This window comes from Paraburkholderia sp. BL6665CI2N2 (assembly GCF_004366535.1).
Lineage (GTDB): Bacteria > Pseudomonadota > Gammaproteobacteria > Burkholderiales > Burkholderiaceae > Paraburkholderia.
In genome coordinates this window covers 7,414,416-7,429,489 of record NZ_SORC01000001.1, presented here as the reverse complement: position 1 = coordinate 7,429,489, position 15,074 = coordinate 7,414,416, and the positions used below count along the sequence as shown (strand labels likewise).

General features: G+C 61.5%; 21 protein-coding genes. 1 reads left to right on the top strand and 20 read right to left on the bottom strand.

Features of this window, described 5'->3' with window-relative positions; translation table 11 throughout:
- Positions 1 to 26: 26 nt before the first annotated feature.
- From B0G81_RS33275 to B0G81_RS33180, 20 genes are all read right to left on the bottom strand, one after another.
- Positions 27 to 461: a Bbp16 family capsid cement protein gene (locus B0G81_RS33275; RefSeq protein ID WP_134141390.1), complete on the bottom strand. Its 435-nt coding sequence runs from the start codon at positions 459 to 461 to the stop codon at positions 27 to 29.
- Between the two features lie 65 nt (positions 462 to 526).
- Positions 527 to 1,567 (bottom strand): major capsid protein, encoded by a 1,041-nt coding sequence (locus B0G81_RS33270; protein ID WP_134141388.1) that lies wholly within the window; start codon positions 1,565 to 1,567, stop codon positions 527 to 529.
- 97 nt (positions 1,568 to 1,664) lie between these two features.
- Complete coding sequence (locus B0G81_RS33265) at positions 1,665 to 2,453, bottom strand: hypothetical protein (protein ID WP_134141386.1); 789 nt, start codon at positions 2,451 to 2,453, stop codon at positions 1,665 to 1,667.
- On the bottom strand, positions 2,446 to 2,802 hold the full coding sequence (locus B0G81_RS33260; protein ID WP_134141385.1) for a hypothetical protein: 357 nt from the start codon (positions 2,800 to 2,802) through the stop codon (positions 2,446 to 2,448). The genes B0G81_RS33265 and B0G81_RS33260 overlap by 8 nt, the downstream gene beginning before the upstream one ends.
- Entirely contained in the window at positions 2,771 to 3,466 is a 696-nt protein-coding gene (locus B0G81_RS33255; RefSeq protein ID WP_134141383.1) for a glycosyltransferase, read from the bottom strand. The genes B0G81_RS33260 and B0G81_RS33255 overlap by 32 nt, the downstream gene beginning before the upstream one ends.
- A gap of 3 nt (positions 3,467 to 3,469) precedes the next feature.
- Positions 3,470 to 3,718, bottom strand: coding sequence for a hypothetical protein (locus B0G81_RS33250; protein WP_134141381.1), 249 nt, complete (start codon positions 3,716 to 3,718; stop codon positions 3,470 to 3,472).
- A 22-nt stretch (positions 3,719 to 3,740) separates the two neighbouring features.
- Positions 3,741 to 3,878 carry a hypothetical protein gene (locus B0G81_RS33245; protein ID WP_166679098.1) on the bottom strand — a complete coding sequence of 46 codons (138 nt, stop codon included), beginning with the start codon at positions 3,876 to 3,878 and terminating at the stop codon, positions 3,741 to 3,743.
- 247 nt (positions 3,879 to 4,125) lie between these two features.
- Positions 4,126 to 5,835, bottom strand: a complete 1,710-nt coding sequence (locus B0G81_RS33240; protein WP_134141374.1) for a portal protein — start codon at positions 5,833 to 5,835, stop codon at positions 4,126 to 4,128.
- Between the two features lie 26 nt (positions 5,836 to 5,861).
- Positions 5,862 to 6,515 (bottom strand): hypothetical protein, encoded by a 654-nt coding sequence (locus B0G81_RS33235; RefSeq protein ID WP_134141368.1) that lies wholly within the window; start codon positions 6,513 to 6,515, stop codon positions 5,862 to 5,864.
- Positions 6,516 to 6,629: 114 nt separating this feature from the next.
- Positions 6,630 to 6,821 carry a hypothetical protein gene (locus B0G81_RS33230; protein WP_166678907.1) on the bottom strand — a complete coding sequence of 64 codons (192 nt, stop codon included), beginning with the start codon at positions 6,819 to 6,821 and terminating at the stop codon, positions 6,630 to 6,632.
- A 32-nt stretch (positions 6,822 to 6,853) separates the two neighbouring features.
- Positions 6,854 to 8,398 carry a terminase gene (locus B0G81_RS33225; RefSeq protein WP_134141365.1) on the bottom strand — a complete coding sequence of 515 codons (1,545 nt, stop codon included), beginning with the start codon at positions 8,396 to 8,398 and terminating at the stop codon, positions 6,854 to 6,856.
- Positions 8,376 to 9,119, bottom strand: coding sequence for a terminase small subunit (locus B0G81_RS33220; RefSeq protein WP_134141359.1), 744 nt, complete (start codon positions 9,117 to 9,119; stop codon positions 8,376 to 8,378). The genes B0G81_RS33225 and B0G81_RS33220 overlap by 23 nt, the downstream gene beginning before the upstream one ends.
- A 316-nt stretch (positions 9,120 to 9,435) precedes the next feature.
- Positions 9,436 to 10,485: a tyrosine-type recombinase/integrase gene (locus B0G81_RS33215; RefSeq protein ID WP_134141354.1), complete on the bottom strand. Its 1,050-nt coding sequence runs from the start codon at positions 10,483 to 10,485 to the stop codon at positions 9,436 to 9,438.
- A gap of 16 nt (positions 10,486 to 10,501) precedes the next feature.
- Complete coding sequence (locus tag B0G81_RS33210; RefSeq protein WP_134141350.1) at positions 10,502 to 10,963, bottom strand: hypothetical protein; 462 nt, start codon at positions 10,961 to 10,963, stop codon at positions 10,502 to 10,504.
- Between the two features lie 15 nt (positions 10,964 to 10,978).
- Positions 10,979 to 11,260 (bottom strand): hypothetical protein, encoded by a 282-nt coding sequence (locus B0G81_RS33205; protein ID WP_134141347.1) that lies wholly within the window; start codon positions 11,258 to 11,260, stop codon positions 10,979 to 10,981.
- 46 nt (positions 11,261 to 11,306) lie between these two features.
- Positions 11,307 to 12,479 carry a hypothetical protein gene (locus tag B0G81_RS33200; RefSeq protein ID WP_134141343.1) on the bottom strand — a complete coding sequence of 391 codons (1,173 nt, stop codon included), beginning with the start codon at positions 12,477 to 12,479 and terminating at the stop codon, positions 11,307 to 11,309.
- Complete coding sequence (locus tag B0G81_RS33195; protein ID WP_166679097.1) at positions 12,416 to 12,808, bottom strand: phage protein NinX family protein; 393 nt, start codon at positions 12,806 to 12,808, stop codon at positions 12,416 to 12,418. Before B0G81_RS33195 ends, B0G81_RS33200 begins: the two co-directional genes overlap by 64 nt.
- A gap of 133 nt (positions 12,809 to 12,941) precedes the next feature.
- Positions 12,942 to 13,199 carry a hypothetical protein gene (locus tag B0G81_RS33190; protein WP_134141337.1) on the bottom strand — a complete coding sequence of 86 codons (258 nt, stop codon included), beginning with the start codon at positions 13,197 to 13,199 and terminating at the stop codon, positions 12,942 to 12,944.
- Positions 13,196 to 13,465 carry a hypothetical protein gene (locus B0G81_RS33185; protein WP_134141335.1) on the bottom strand — a complete coding sequence of 90 codons (270 nt, stop codon included), beginning with the start codon at positions 13,463 to 13,465 and terminating at the stop codon, positions 13,196 to 13,198. Before B0G81_RS33185 ends, B0G81_RS33190 begins: the two co-directional genes overlap by 4 nt.
- Before the next feature lie 480 nt (positions 13,466 to 13,945).
- A complete protein-coding gene (locus B0G81_RS33180; protein ID WP_134141333.1) occupies positions 13,946 to 14,341 on the bottom strand; it encodes an XRE family transcriptional regulator in 396 nt (131 codons plus the stop codon).
- A gap of 174 nt (positions 14,342 to 14,515) precedes the next feature.
- Here B0G81_RS33180 and B0G81_RS33175 point away from each other — a divergent pair, with 174 nt between their 5' ends.
- Positions 14,516 to 15,073 carry a hypothetical protein gene (locus B0G81_RS33175; RefSeq protein WP_134141331.1) on the top strand — a complete coding sequence of 186 codons (558 nt, stop codon included), beginning with the start codon at positions 14,516 to 14,518 and terminating at the stop codon, positions 15,071 to 15,073.
- Position 15,074 lies beyond the last annotated feature (1 nt).

Here is a 15,074-nt window from a genome sequence, read left to right as displayed (position 1 = left end):
GCAGCAACGCCGCCCCGGCACGCCGATTAGTTCGCGGCGTTGTAGTTCGCCTGGTATTGCGGGCTGTCATCGCGGCTGAGCACGATTGCGGCCGTCACGGCGCCAGCGCTGAACACACCCGTGCTGACGAGGTAGTTCAGGCGCAGGTAGCGTGTGAGGCCGTTGTTCGGCACGTCCATCTTGGCGATCTTGGCGCCGGCTCCGAGCGACGCAACCGGCAGATCATCAGACTGCGCGATCGTGTTCCATGTGACGCTGTCCGTGCTGGCCTGAAACTGCACGCGCAGCGTCGCAGCGTTGGTGGTGGTGAAAGCCGTCGGGCACAACACAAGCAGCTTGAGCGACGGATCGTCGCCAACGCCCATGTCGCGCGCGGCTCCCAGGTCAAGTACGTTCGTCGACGCGCGCGAGTTCGTGACTGCACTCTGCGTATCGAACAGAAGGTTTCCATCGAGAAGCATGTCTATCTCCGGTGGCGGGCCGTCCTAGGCCTGCTGGTTCAACAGTTCGCTACGATCGGGCGCGCTTAAACGACACGAGCCTCGGTCGATACGAGCGCGTCACAGGTACGCACGGGAATGCCACGGAACGTCAGCACGGGCTTGCCGTCCCACTCGTCCTGCTTGAGCAGCACGTTCTGCTTGTTGACCGCCTGCATGTCGAGATACGTGCTGATCGTGCGGTTGCAGTAGAAAGCGGCACGAACCTGAGGCATGCCGTTCTTTGCATCTGACGTCTGCACCGGACCAGCGGCGCGCGGTTGCGTCGGCAGACGGTGCACCGCACGGATCAAAGCGTTGATCAGGTTCGGCGCCGTGCCGCTGATCAGGTTGACCACATCGATGTTGCAGATGCGGACGACATAACGCCAATCGCGAACCGAGATGCCCATGTCCCACTTGTAGTGGGTGCGGTAGCCCTGATACTGGCCACCGTTGCCGTCCTGCAGCGTCCACTCGCCCAGGTCGCGATGCTGCAGACCGGTCGGCTGACCCTTCGGGAAAATGCCGTGAACGGTATTGGCGCCCCAGCACACCAGCCAGATCGACGTGTTGGTCGAGCCGGTACCGCCGCAATCGATCACGTTTTGCGCGCTCGCTGCGTTCGCCGTGTTGACCGTGCTGAACCGCGGCGCGAGGCCGAGAATCTGCTCAGGCGTGCCGGCGCTGTTGCTGTAGAAAAGCGCCGACGCCATCTGCTGATTCATGCCTTCCATGAACGGCTGATCTTCCGACAGACGGAACTCCGAGCTATTACCGTTCAGGTCAGCCAGCGACTTGTCGATCTCGCTATACACCTCGAGCATGCCGATGTTGTCGATAATCTGCGCGGTGGTGCTCTTACCCTTCGGCACCCCGTAATTCAGCATCCGCCACGTTGCCTTCGGCAGGCCCGTGCGAACAGTTGTCTTATGGCCGGATGCCTGGTTTGCCTCAACGAGAAGCATGTCATCCATGACCTCGTTGCTCTGCGACAGCATTTCGACGACCACGGCGATCTTGCCGTCCGGGTCGACACGCTTTGCCCAATCCGCGTAGGTAAGGGCGAGTGCTCCGATCGTTGCCATTCAAGCTCCTAGATCTTCATAGCGCTCTCCTTATCGATCTGTCTGGTCGCGGTTTAGGCAGTGTTAAGTGTGTGCCCGAGTCAGCGAACGAACAGGATTACTGGTTGGTTTGAGACTGCGAGGGGTACAGCTTTTCGGCTGCGGATTTCGGTTGGCCGCTTGCAGCTGGTGCGCCGCTCGCGACTGAACCGCCCTCGCCGATTGTTTGCCCGAGGCGATACAAGAAACGAATCACTTCCGGGTTGTTCCCGGCGCCGGTGTATTCGAAGGCCTGCCGGATTTTCGCGGCGTCTTCTCCACCGATGACATCGATCGCATTCGCGACGACTGCCTTCATGGGCTCGAAGTTCTTGCCGCCGATTTCCGGGTCCTTCATCACCGCTTCCTGCCACTGCTTCTGCGTGTCGTACCAGAGTTGCGTGCTGGCATCGGTCGCAGACTTCAGTGTGTTGGCGTGCAGATCGACGAGCTGCTGAGCCTGTTCTTGGGTCAAACCAGCTTCGCTGGCCTTCGCCTTGAAATCGTTCAGCTTCGCTTCGTCGACCTCAACGCCCTCGGGCAACTTGAAATCTGTATATTCGACGGGCGTTTTTTCGCCGGTCTCTTTGCCACCTTCCTTACCGGCCGCATCGGCCTCGCCAGCTTTTTCCGCGCCGTCGGCTTTGGCTGCGGCAGCGGCGGCAGTTGCATCGGCCGCCGGCGCAACTGCATCAGCGACCAGATTTCCCGGCGGCGTAGGTGCCGCCGCAGGCGACGGAGTTGGCGCGGGCGCCGGTGCTGGCGATGGTGCGGGCGTCGGCGCTGCAGCAGGAGCACCACCAGTGGGCGCGTCACTCGCGCCCTCGCCTTCGAGAAGCACGAAGCGTTGCATCAGTCGCTTAAACATTCTGTTTGGCCTCCTTCGCCATCAACAGGTACTGCTCGGTGAAGTGCTCGGTCAGGTCTGCCATGATCGGCAGACCAATTTCGCGCTTGCCCTCGTTGAAAAACGTGGTCGAGTTGCCGGTGAAGCACGAACGGAAGATTCCGCAGTCACCGAGCAACGCCCACATCCACGCGCGGCCATCCGGCGTCGCCATGATCTGACGCAGCCCGTTGCGACGGCGGTCGTCGAGCTGCTTCGCCTTCGAGCGCCGTTCGCCTACCTTGTTTGCATCGCCGGCATTGAACTCAGTGGCGCCAGCTTCGGCGCCGTCGTCGAGGTCAGTGCGCGAGCTGGATTCGTCCTTCGGCATCTGCGATCACTTCCTCATGATTGGGAATCTGGAAAACCTGTTGGCCGATATGGCCGGTCTGCATCGTCAGATCCACATCGAGCCACACGCTGAAACCAGCATCGCGCGCGACGCGGCAGAAGTAGTAGTCTTCGCCCTCGATGTGCGCCGGCAGACCCGGGACCTCGTTGTCTTCGTGCGCTGGCGTGCGGAAATACGGACGCTGAAGGTGTTCGAACACGCTGCGGCGAATGAGCAGGCAACCAGTCGGCAGGCCGCTGACCTCGACCAGTCCGCTCGCTGCCTCGAGGCGCTCGCCGTCGAGCGTGCGGCCGAGGACCTCATACGGCGGGACTCGCTTGCAATAGGTCGCGCCGACGATGTCTTTGTCGTGGGCCAGCAGACGCGGGATCGTGTCGCGCGGGAACAGCAGATCGGAATCGAGGAACAGCAGCCATTCGCAATTGAGCGCGGCAGCCTGGTCGACCAGTGCATTGCGGTTCGTGACGACCAGCGAGCCCTTGGTGTTCAGGATCGCGATCGGCATGCGGGTCGAATAGGTCAGCGCGGCGAGGCACATCGCGAAGTCGGCATGCACCATATCGTTCGACGGCACGCAGATCGCGACGCCTTTCGGACGGTTCTCGGCGAACGAGCCTTCATACGGAAGTTCGATTTTCGGCATGTGTCAGGCTCCCGCATAAGGCACGACGTTGATGAACGGTGCTTCGTTGCGCAGGAAAGCTTTGACGAAGTCTTGGCCGTCCTGTTGGCGCGCGAAGCGCAGCGCGAGCGATCTGTCGGGCGACCACGCGCCGAGCGCGCGACCGATCACGCGGCCCTCACTTAGCGACAGCGCCGACTTCACGCCTGCATCGTTCATCTCGATCAGCCACCCGTTCTGTGCGGTGTCGGTGGCTGTTGCTTGGTCCGGCATTGCGTGCCCTCCTTCGTGGGTTTCAGCTAACTGCGCCCACGTCCTGAGCGGACGGGAGCGACGGATACATGGTTTGCGCGGCGGTCTTACCCGCCGGCTTTTTCTTTTTTCCACCTGACTGCTTGGCCGCGTCGGCGAGGTTTGGCTGAGCCTGTTGCATTGCCGCCTGCATCACGGCGGCCGGTATTGCGCTTGGAATGTCTGGCATTGCTTCCCCCGCTTGCGTCGTCGAGCGTCTGACGCCCGACATCGGTTAATTCCCATGTGACCTGCGTCGAACAGTCCAGACGCCTCAAATACCCTCGCGCTACAAGCGACGCGGCTGTATGCCCGTCAACGAACAGCGTTCGATCCTGCGCGACCCGCTCGAGCGCCGCGATCTCGCGGTCGGCAAGAACCCGCATCGATCAAGCATTCCCGGTCAGCTTCTGCAGCGCATTGACGCCGCCGCCAACGTCCGTGTTCGAAAGCACTTGCGCGCCCTGCACGGCGGCCATCGCATTCGCGCCCTGTGCCTGCTGGGCCTGCTGCTTCGCGCGCTGCGCACGGATCTGCAACACCTTGGCCAGCGGCACGACGATCTTCGGCGACACGCCAAGCATCTCGGCGTATTCGTCAATCATCTCGTCCCAGTCAACGTTGTCGAGGGCGTCCGGCACGGCGCCAGCGATGTTGCCGACGAACTGGGCGAAGCGCTCCACGCTCGCGGTCGCAGCAGCTTTCTGCGCCTCGCTGAGCATGGAGATGTACTCAATCTGGATGTGCTGGCCGCGCAGCGCGTCCGGAATCGGAGGCAACAGACCCTTGCGCAGCATGATGTTGAACGTCCGGTTGATGGACGGATCGAGCGCCTCGTTGTCGAAGCGCTCGATCACCGGGCCCAGCTGGATCAGCTTTTCTTCCTTGCGCTCGTCGATCTCGGTCGCGGTGCGAACCGTGTCGAGCTGACTGATCATCATGAACAGATCTTCGAAGAACGTATCGCCGATGCGCTTGCGGACGTCTTCGATGTCGGCGAGTAGGTGCTGGATCTGCGGGTTGATTTCGTACGCAGGCCTGAACCCAACGTTGCCGTTGGTCATGTTCACGTACGTGACGCCACCAGGCAGCAGGGACGCGGGCTGGTTCTTCAGCTGCACGTCGCCGACCATCGGCGGATTGACCAGCTTGTCGATCGCCTGCGCCTTGCGCTTCTGCTCGATCTGCAGCTGCTTGATGTCGCCGAGCGCGTCCATGGCCGGGCTGCGGCCGTATGCGTCGTTGCCGGACACATCCCAGCGCGGCGCGATGAAGGGGCGCTCGCTGAAGCCGCGGAGGCGCAGCACTTCGATCTCAGCGGAGCCAAGCTCCCAAAAGATCTCGCGGTACGCAGCACCGCGAAAACCCATTGCGCCAGGCAGGAAATCTTCGTTCGGCTCGATTGCGTGACCAATGACAATCTCGCGGGTGAGCGCGGCGCCGCCGGTGCGAATCGCCTGCTGCACGGTAGGCGAACAGTTCTGAACGCCGAACTCCTTCGCGCACTGGTACGTCGTATAGACGAACTCGCGATAGAAGGTGTCGACGTCGCCGCGCGGGCCGATCGCGAGGTAGTACTCGCCGGCGCACGGGTTGTAGCAACGGATGACGGACTCGAAGTCCTCATAGATGATCATCGGCGCCGTGCCGAACGACCCGAGATCGCCGTGCAGCGTCGCCATGCCGTTGTAGAAGTTGGACGAAGCGAACACGCGCTCCATCCGCTTCGTGACCTGATCCAGCCATAGCTTCACGCCCGGCGCTTCGGCCAGATCCTGATCTTCGAGGGTCTGGCGAAACCACGGGCGGCCCGGCGACGTCATGCCGGACATCATCCCCGACGCGAGCGTGCGCCATGACTTCGTTGCCGAGCTGTCGATGATGCGCTGATTGATGGGGCTGCCGCGATTGACCTTGTTTGGTGTGACGAGCCAGTTATAGCGACGCGGCAGCAGGTACTCGGCGATCTCGCGCCAGTGCTGCCACCACGAATACCGTTCCACGCGCAAGCCAACCAAGCGCTGGTCCACGTGCGCACGCAGCCGGACAATCTCGGTCTGCGAAAGCATCATGGACAGAATCTTCGGCGTGGCTCCCATGCGCGCGGTCTCCGGTCAGCAGCTGGTTACGATGCGGTCGACTGCGCGGGCGCCACTTCACCCACAGCAGCATCGCCCGTCGACGACGCGGCAGCTGCACCGCTCGCATCGCTTTCCCCCGGCTGCGTGGACGTTGCCGCACCAAGGGCAGGCGACTGGATAGCCGCGGCGTCGCCAGTGGAGAAGTCCGCCGATGCGGCGCTGGCACTGCTGGCAGCGTTTCCCGCGTCAGCGCCAAACGCGGCCGCAGACGATGCAGTCGAAGCGGCCGGGACCGGTGCGGATGACAAATCCACGGCGGCAGGGGCACCGTTTCCCGCTTCACCACCAGCGGCACCGACGTTTCTCACGTCAGAGGCTGTACCAGTCGCTTCGCCAAGATTCGTCTGGCTCTGCGATGCAGTCTGGTCCACCGTCGCAGCACCCGTCGATGCACCCTGTGCAGACTCCCCCGTCGCGGCCGCGCCAGCCTCCGTTGCCACGCTGGCTGTCGGGTCAACCAGCTGCTGCAGCTTCTGCTCGAGCTCAGCGACGCGATCCTTCAACGCGTCAATCTCCTCGACCGCATGCTCTACCAGGCCATGCAGCGCCTTCTCGATCAGCTCGACCGGATTCGCATAATCGATGGCGCGCGCCACGATGTCTTTCAGCTTCTGCAGCTTTTCCTTCAACGTCGACATGTCCAACTCCATCTGGTGTGTTCCGCGCGACAAGCCGTCTGTCGGTGTATCGCAGCGATTAATCCCCGTGGGGCGCTCTCCGCGCGGAACTCGGTTAGGCCATCAGGCCGGATATCAGCTACCCAGCGCGGTCTTGGTCGTCGTGCTGGCGGTGTTGGTCAAGCCCGATGCGCCGGTGATGATCGTGCCGGACGGTCCACCCGCAAGAGCCGCACGCTGCTGCGCAGACTTGGCTGCATCGGCACCCGTCGCGGATTGCGCAGTCGGTGCCGGCGGCGGCGGAAGCGGCGCGGCTGTGCTCGGCATCGAAGGTTTTCCAAAGCCCATGTGTTGCTCCATCAGTTGTACGGGTCGTAGTCCGTCTGGACCTGATTCGTGTGTGCTTCGGCATACGGGTCATAGTCCGTTGCCGCGTGGCCGCGCTGCACGCCACCGGGATAGCCAGCACGGCCAGCATCGGCACGCGGCATGACCGGATACGCAAATGTCAGTGCGAGCGCGTCGCCAGCGTCCGGCGATGCAAGCCCGCGATCCTTCATGTCCTTCTTCGACTCGAGCAGAATCGCGTCTTTGCCTTCGAGCAACTTGAACGAGTACTCCGGGCCGATCAGGTCCTGCTCTAGCTCGATGTCATCAGGGATGGCACCGCCCTTCAGCCACTCCTTCATCTCGCCCCACATCTCGGCGCGCTTGTTGAAGTACGTCACCAGCTCGGTGCCAGGCATCGAGCGGTCGGCTTTCGACCCGAACTGCACGCCGATGACCGGATAGCCAAGCTGGCGCAAGCGATCGACCACGCCACCGCCATTACCGCCTTCGTCGACAAACACGCCATCAGCGCGGTACCGGTCAAACTCAACGGCGACACGTGCGGCCAGCTGCATGTTGTCGAGCCCGCGGCACTCGATCCATTTCGTCGTACGCGCGTCGCGGCCTTTACGGAATGCGATCACTGAGCGGTCATCGCCAAAGCGAGCGACGTCCACGCCGATGATGAAAGGGTCATGCAGACCCGCCACCGCCTCGCGCTTCTGTGCCTGCTCGACCAACTCACTCGAAATGAACTGCATGGTCCCCGCCCTTGGAAACACGCCCCTGATACGCACACGGACAAAGTCGCTGTCTTCGCCGTGATCCTCTACCCACTTAGCCAGCTGCCGCTTGTTGGTCATTCGCACAGTTCGCGAATCGATCTGTCGGCGCAGCCAGCGATGTTTCATACGTCCAAAACACTCGCGGAACCGGCCGGTGTTCCGCGTCGGGTTGCCTGCGACGAACCAGATGATCTGTGTATCCTCGTCGGTCAGCGCGCCCTCCGTCACTTCCCAGATCTTGTCGGCGATCGCTGAGCCCTCGTCGAAGATCACTAGGATCCGCTTGCCCTGGTTATGCAGGCCGGCGAACGCTTCGGTGTTCGTCTCCGACCAGGGCACCATGTCCACGCGCCAGGTCTTTTCGTGTGCCGGCTGCTTCGAAAAGATCGCGGTCGCGGTGACCGTGAACCAGTGCTCGCAAATGCAGAGCCGGTGCCACTTCATCAGCTCCGGCCATGTCTTCGTGCGCAGCTGCGTGTCGGTGTTCGCCGTCACCACGCCGCGCGTGTCTTCAAACGTTGCTACCGCCCACAAGATCAGCCACGACACAAACGCCGATTTGCCGATGCCGTGCCCAGAAGAGATAGCTATCTGGATCGCCTCGGTCGCGGTGATCAGGCCTTCGCCGATCGAACGCAACAAATCGATTTGCCACTCGTCAGGGCCCGGATGCTTCGCTAGCTCACCCTCGCCCCACGGAAACGCGAAAAGAACGAAGCCAAGCGGGTCGTTCGCAAAGGCTCCGATCTCGTCAATTAGCTGCTCTTCAAGCTCCGCTTTCGTCGCCATTGGCACGCCGACGTCGTGCGGCCGCGAGTCGTTCAGCGAGCTTGTCGTTGATTTCGATCTCGACCTTGTCCTTCAACATGCCCAGGTGGCGTGCGACCAGCTGCGTCGCGTTGTCCTTCGAATGCAGCTTCACCTCGAGCCCGTCTTTGCCTAGCTTCACGCCCGCGTAAAGCGACTTGAGCGCGGGCGGCAACTTGCGCGTGTCTTTGACGAAAATGCTTCCGTGGCCCTCGCCAAAGCACTCGGGGCAATCCGGATGCGGATCTCGGCGCTTATCGAAGCCGATCCCGCCCAGCTCGTCGAACGCTGGGATCTGCTCGGGCTTCAAACCCTGCGCCTGCAATTTCCCGGATTCCACAAGGTGCTCGCGCCTGCGCTTTTCCTGCTCGGCAGGCGTCGACTGATATTTGAAGTCGGTGCCATAGCAGAAACGGCAGCACAGGCGGCGGTATTGAACGATCTCGTTCGTGTCCGCAGTCATGATGGCGCGCAGCTCGCGCAGCACGTCGTCTTGCGTGATGTCGGTCCGCTCGATGCGCGCCGCGCGCCGCTCGGCGAGATATGCGACTACCTGAACGTTTCTTAACAGCCGCGACGCCGCCGATTCGGCAGCGTTGCCTTTCGCTTTGTAACCAGCCGATTTGTACGCAGCGGTCGCATTGAGACTGACGAGGAACGCGTCAGCGAAGCGCTGCTGCTGTTCGGTCAGTTTCTTTGCCATGGCGCGTTTTCAGGTCCAGAAAAAGGAAACGCCCGCGCCAGCAAAAGCCGGAACGGGCGCTTCAAGTTCAGGGACCCTCGCTAAAAAATCCCTGAAGGAGACACGGTGGAATGCAAAAAGCCCGCTGGGTTAGAGCGGGCTTTGCGTTTTCTATGGACGTGCGAAACGTCCCACAAAAAGAGCATATGGCAATGGATCACGAACCGTCAACAATTTTCTGGTTGGCACCATGCGCGGATATCCAGTTGGTGACAACTCTTTGTTATTTGCCGATTCAGTAAATTCGAGGGGCTGGATGGTTGCGCTCGCCACTTTTTCACCCGTCTTCGCCACTGCGGACCGATCCATCGTCGCGATGAAAGCCAAGCTTGCGAGCGACCTGATCCTGTCCGCGCACGGCCTGCTCGATGTCTACCTCGAGGTAGCCGATGGTCGTGAGCACACTCTTATGGCGAAGCACCCGCTGGATGGTTTGAACCGGAACGCCGGCCTCACTGAGCATCGTCGCGAACGTGCCGCGCAAACGATGAGGCGTCAGGCCCTCGACACCGGTCATTGCATTGGCCGCCTTGATGTATCTGCTCGTGAAGCCTGCGGCGAATCCATGACCACGACGGTTCGCCACGATCAGCCCGGATGATGCGCAAAGCGGTGCAAGGTAGTGAAGCAGCCAGTCGGGCATCGGAACAGGAACCGCTTCGCGCCCCTTCGTGCGGCCCGGGGTATAGGTCCGTCGCTCCCAATCGATCCACTCCCATTGGGCGGTCCGCGCTTCCACCTCGCGCAGCCCGAGACCCAGCATCAGACGGATCGCTCGCGAGATCGCCGGGCGCTGCTGCGCATCTATCGCGTCGAGCCAATCGAGTGCCTGCCGGGCCGGGAGCATGGCGCGCGGCTTTTTCTGAACCTTCAGGGGTTTGAGAATCCACGGGACTTCGGCGATGAGTTTGCGACGTACCGCCCATTTGAAAACCAGACGCAGCAAGCGAGCCCAATGGTTCGCGGTCGAGGGAGCGTGACTGTCCAGATGACTGACCCGGGCAGCTTCGACGAGCGCGGTCGTGATCTGATCGAGCCGCAAATCAGCCAGGTCATAAAGATGCAGCCGGCCAAACTGCTCCATGCCGCGAAGGTGCGAGTCGCTTACGGTCGACTCATGCACCTTGAGCCACTGCTGGACCAGTTCGCGCAGGACCGGGATCGGCTCCATGCCACGCGTGGCCAGCTGGGCATCGTCGTACGCGCGCGCCGCGATCAGCTCCGCCTTACGCTTGGACGCCTCACCGGTGGTTCGTTGAACACGGGCACCGTGGATTTGAAACCGGTAGTGCCAGATTTTTTTTACTTGAAAGAGGCTTGGTCCCATCCGCAGCGCCTCGCGGTCAGTCCAACAGACCGTGAGCCGCGAGCATCGGCTTGAGCAGCGCGCAGGCCGCGCGAAAGTCTGTTTCGTGCTGGCCGCTGCTTCGCCCATTCGCGAAAACTGATGCGCCCGCGAGCCGGTTTCGCATCTCGGTCTGGATCGCAACGCGGAATTGCAGTTCAAGCGAGGCGACACACTTCTCGACTACCTCGGCACGGCCCGCGCGCAGCTGCGCGTCGATGTCATCGTCCAAATCGTTTTCCTCCATCCACTGCCGGCTAATTCGGAAGTCTTTCGAATTGCGCGTCGCGCGGTCGAAGCCAAGCTTCGGACGATACGAGTCCTGCACTTCGTACCAGTCAAGCAGCACATCCGGCACCAGATCGGGCCGCGCGGGATGCACTGCGCCCATCTGCACCCTCCCCCCGTCACGCATCCACGCCCCCAGCATGCCCATATCACGGTCCTTTTGTCTGGTCATCAATCAGTCGCGCACTTACGCCGCGCGGCCGTACAGCATCTTTGCAATGGTCTGGTTCAACACCGCGAGCTCGTCGAGCTTCTTCACCTTCCAGATCCGCGCCTGGCCGTGGATGCCGTTGAAAGCGCCACGGTGGCAGTCCGGACACAAGGGAATCGAAGTGAACCACTGACCCTGCTCGATCTCATGGGCCTCGGACGGTCCGGAAAGATCGCATACGCCGCAATCCATTTCCTTGACGGCGACGATGTGGGCCTGCTCGCTCACGGTTGGTTTGCGCTTGTTCTTCGATTGCATCAGAACCCCTCCCGAATGTGCTCACCTTTCACGCGACGAATCGCGCTCATGACGCGTAGTCGTCCACAGGCATCAGCGCGTCGCCGATCGTCTTGCGCGCGAACTGGTACAGATCGACCTGGTTGAAGCGCTCGGCGTCGGCCAGCACGAAACCGATTGCCCGCTGCTCGCGGGAGGCCTTCGCCACAAGCACACGGTAGTACAGCCAGTTCTCGTCGGGCTTGCATGGACGGAAGGGCAGCTCAGCGGCTCGCGCATTGACGCCTTCCGGCGAGCGATACCACTCGGCGCGATCGAACGTGACGGCGGGCGTGGTCGCTACGGATGCTTCCGCGTCGATAAACGTCGTCACGAAGCCCGCATACGTCGGCCGGTCGTCGCCGTCGCGGCCACGCGCCGCTACTGCCAAAGCGTGCGCGGCCCGCAATCGCTCGAGCGTCACGCCGTTGCCTAACCACGTCAGCACATGGACGCGGTCGCGGCTCCGGTCGATCGACAGTTCCTTCCCCCGGGCTCGCTCAAGCGACACCAGCAAGTCGGTGAGTTCGCGCTCGGGGTTTGGGTTCGGTTTCTCATTTTCAGCAGCAGCAGCAATAGACTTATCCACAGCGTCGGTCGCGCGCGTTGCTGCTGTAGTCTCTGTTGTAGTCTCTGTACTGTTAACGGAATGGGGATCTGCACTCCCGCGAGCAAGGGTTTGCCCATCCCGCGAGTCAGGGTTTCCCGCGTTCGCGAGATGGACTTTCCCTATCTCCCGAGATGGACTTTCCCCATTTCGGGAAGTGGACTTTCCCGACTTGGTATCCGAGGTTTTCGAACGCTGTTTTTCGGTCGCCGGAGTCGACGACAGAAGCCGCTCGAGCGCGTCGTCGTCGATGCGGAAATAGGTCTTGTGCTCGATACGCTTTGCGGTCTCGATTAGAACGCCCTTGGATCGAAGCGCGCGCCGCGCGGTACGCTGCTCCTCGTAGGAGAGGCCTGTTTCTTCCTCAAGCTGCTCGACGGTTTTATGAACGCCCAGCTCGCTCGCTGCCTTGTCCTGCCAGTAGAAAATCTGACAGAAGAACACCGACGCATTGACGCCGCCGAGGTAGCGGCTGAGGAAGGGGTAATAGGCGATTGGACGGCCCAATTCACGCAGTACGTCCGCCGCCCTCATACCACCATCTCCTCGGGCACCGTCTCGCCGAACTTGCTGGCAACGTAGGCGCGCATGCATGCCTCGAGCACGACCGTCGAAACGCCCATTACAGCCTTGCACATTGCAACGCACTGGCACGGGGCGATTTTCACAAGCTTTCCAACGGCCTCGTTCCATTCGATGCCGGAGTAGCAGATCGAGATCTGCTCGCGCTCGATGATCGGCCACGCCTGCGCAATGTCCGTCGACGGCGTATAGGCCGTGTAGAAGGTGAAACCCTCCTTGGACCACACCCTGACCAGCACGCTGCCCGGTCGCATTGCACGCAGATCCGGGCCGTGTTCGATGCCTTCAGCACGTGCCACCCAATAGTCGAGCAGATCGCCCGACAGGTCACTTACTCGCATGGGGGTCATCGCCGCGACCCCACGAACGAAATCGCACAGATGACCGCGACGAGGATCAGGACAGCTGACACACCGACCGCAAACGCGCCGAGTTCACTGCCCACGCGAAACCAGAATCCCTCTTGAAGGCAATTCATTGCGGCAACCCACCATGCTCGCGCGCGAGCCGCTCGCCTTCGGTGCGCGATACAAGGCGCAGCTCGATCGTGTCAGCGTGGTAATGCACCATCACCACCGGCTGATCGCCCGGGAAACGCATATTGAGGCGCTCGATGTCGGCGATCGTCAGCGTGGCCGACTCGCCGATCTGGCATAGCAGCGTAGCCATCAGCGCTTGCCAGTTGCTCTGCGCGTGCTGGGTGACTTCGTGATTCGGGTTGAGTGCATTCATGGCGCCACCATCTGCGGAAGTGTCAGGCGATACGAGACGCCGCGGCCTGGCACGCGCATGCGGACGAAATAGCCCTCCTGCTCCAGCTCACCAACGAACTTGCGCGCCGCCGACTCGCTCATGCCGCACGACTTCGCGATGTTTTGGTGCGTCAGGAAGCCTTCGGCGGTGGGCAGCTTCGCTTCGCGCGCAATGAACGCGAGCACAAGCTTTTTCAGCCCTGGAAGCTCGATCGGCCAGACAAAGTTTTCGTGATGCAAACTCATCGGGGGTTCCTCAGGCAGAAGATGATCGACAGGGCGACGAACGCCACCATGCCGAACGTGAGAAGGTCAGCGTCCACGGGTCGCTCCAGTTGGCTTGGGAAGGTGAAAGCGCGCCGCCGCGCCGCAGTGCGTATCAAGCTCAATAGCGCGTTCGACGAATACAGGCATGCCGCGCGCAGTGGTCGGCCGCGCACACTCAGCGAGGAACCATTTGGACGGCAGGAGACCGAAAAGCGAGACGATCCCGTTATCGGGACGTACGTGTTGACAGTCCCGGCACCTAGGCGCCGGATTCCCCGAAGCATTCATAGCGATCACCTTCCGGTCCTGTTGTTCTTGCCGGTCTTTCCCCGGCAGTCATCGACTCAGCACATTTCCCTGTCGCGCGGGGTTACCGTCGTGAAGACCGGTTCGGGTGCCGGGTTGCCTGCCTGTCAGGCGAACCCGCCGCATGTGCAATACGGTCGTGTAGCGCAATCGTTAAGCGGCAACCATGCGATCAGCGAAGGCCTTGACCTCTTCCCAGATCCGGAAGCCCTTCTTCCGATTGAGGTACTGGCTGATCGCGTTGTTGCCTAACTCCTCTTCCACCGCATCGATCTTGTCGGCGGGCAGCTCGCGCCGCCGGCGACCTTTGCGGTCTTTCGGTTCTTCGTTGAAGTAGTCCGTCACAAAACACGCGCGAAGATCACAGCGCTCAGCAACGCCCAGCTTCGTCAGGTTCTTGACCTCTCGCCATTCCCACGCAAGACGGCACGCATCGCGGTAAGTCGCGCACTGCGCTATTAACTCGGGTGGCACAAAGACGAGATCCGTACGTTTCGGCACTACAGGTCGAGGCCGCGTAACGGTCTGGAACAGGCGGATAATTCCCATAGCGAGGTATTCCCTATTGCGATAAACAATCGCTTTTGTTCTTGAATTTGCACTTGCTCGGCTGCCAAAATTTTTGGGCCGACCAATAGTTACTGCAAAGAGGTGGGGATGCACTCAACCCAATTTAGAATCGGAGGTTCCTACACCGACCGATCCTTTATTGGAGGCATCCCCGTGAGCCTTAATGAATTTCTGCCGTACGTATCGCCCTTGATGAGTGCTGTCAGTACAGCGGTTGGAGCCGTGAAGACCGCCGCAGACATCGGTGACAAGTCGAAAATCAAAGAAGCCGCCCAAGCCCTTGACGACCGCCTCCGGGAACTCAACTTCGCCGTACTTCAGGCTCAAGAGAAGAATGTGGCGCTCGTTGAAAAGATTTCCGCGCTGCAGGAGGCCGGCAAGGCCGCCCAAGATGAGATTCGCGATTTGCAACTGAAGAAGCAGGACCTTGCGCGATACGAGCTGGTGGCGCTCTCCGAGGACGTGTTCGCATACAGATTGAAAGCGGCCGAGGCCGACGGCGAACCTGTGCACCACCGCTGCCCGACGTGCGTAGAAAACGGCAAACGCGGATTGCTGCAGCGACAGAAAGAGCATGGCGCGCTCAACCTTGTCTGCCCGGAGTGCCGCTTCGTATACCTGACCGGCAAGTTCAAAGCGATGGAACGGCCCGGCCGCGCGATCACTGAAGACGACGCGGACAACGGACCGCACAGCTGGATGGCTCGATAGC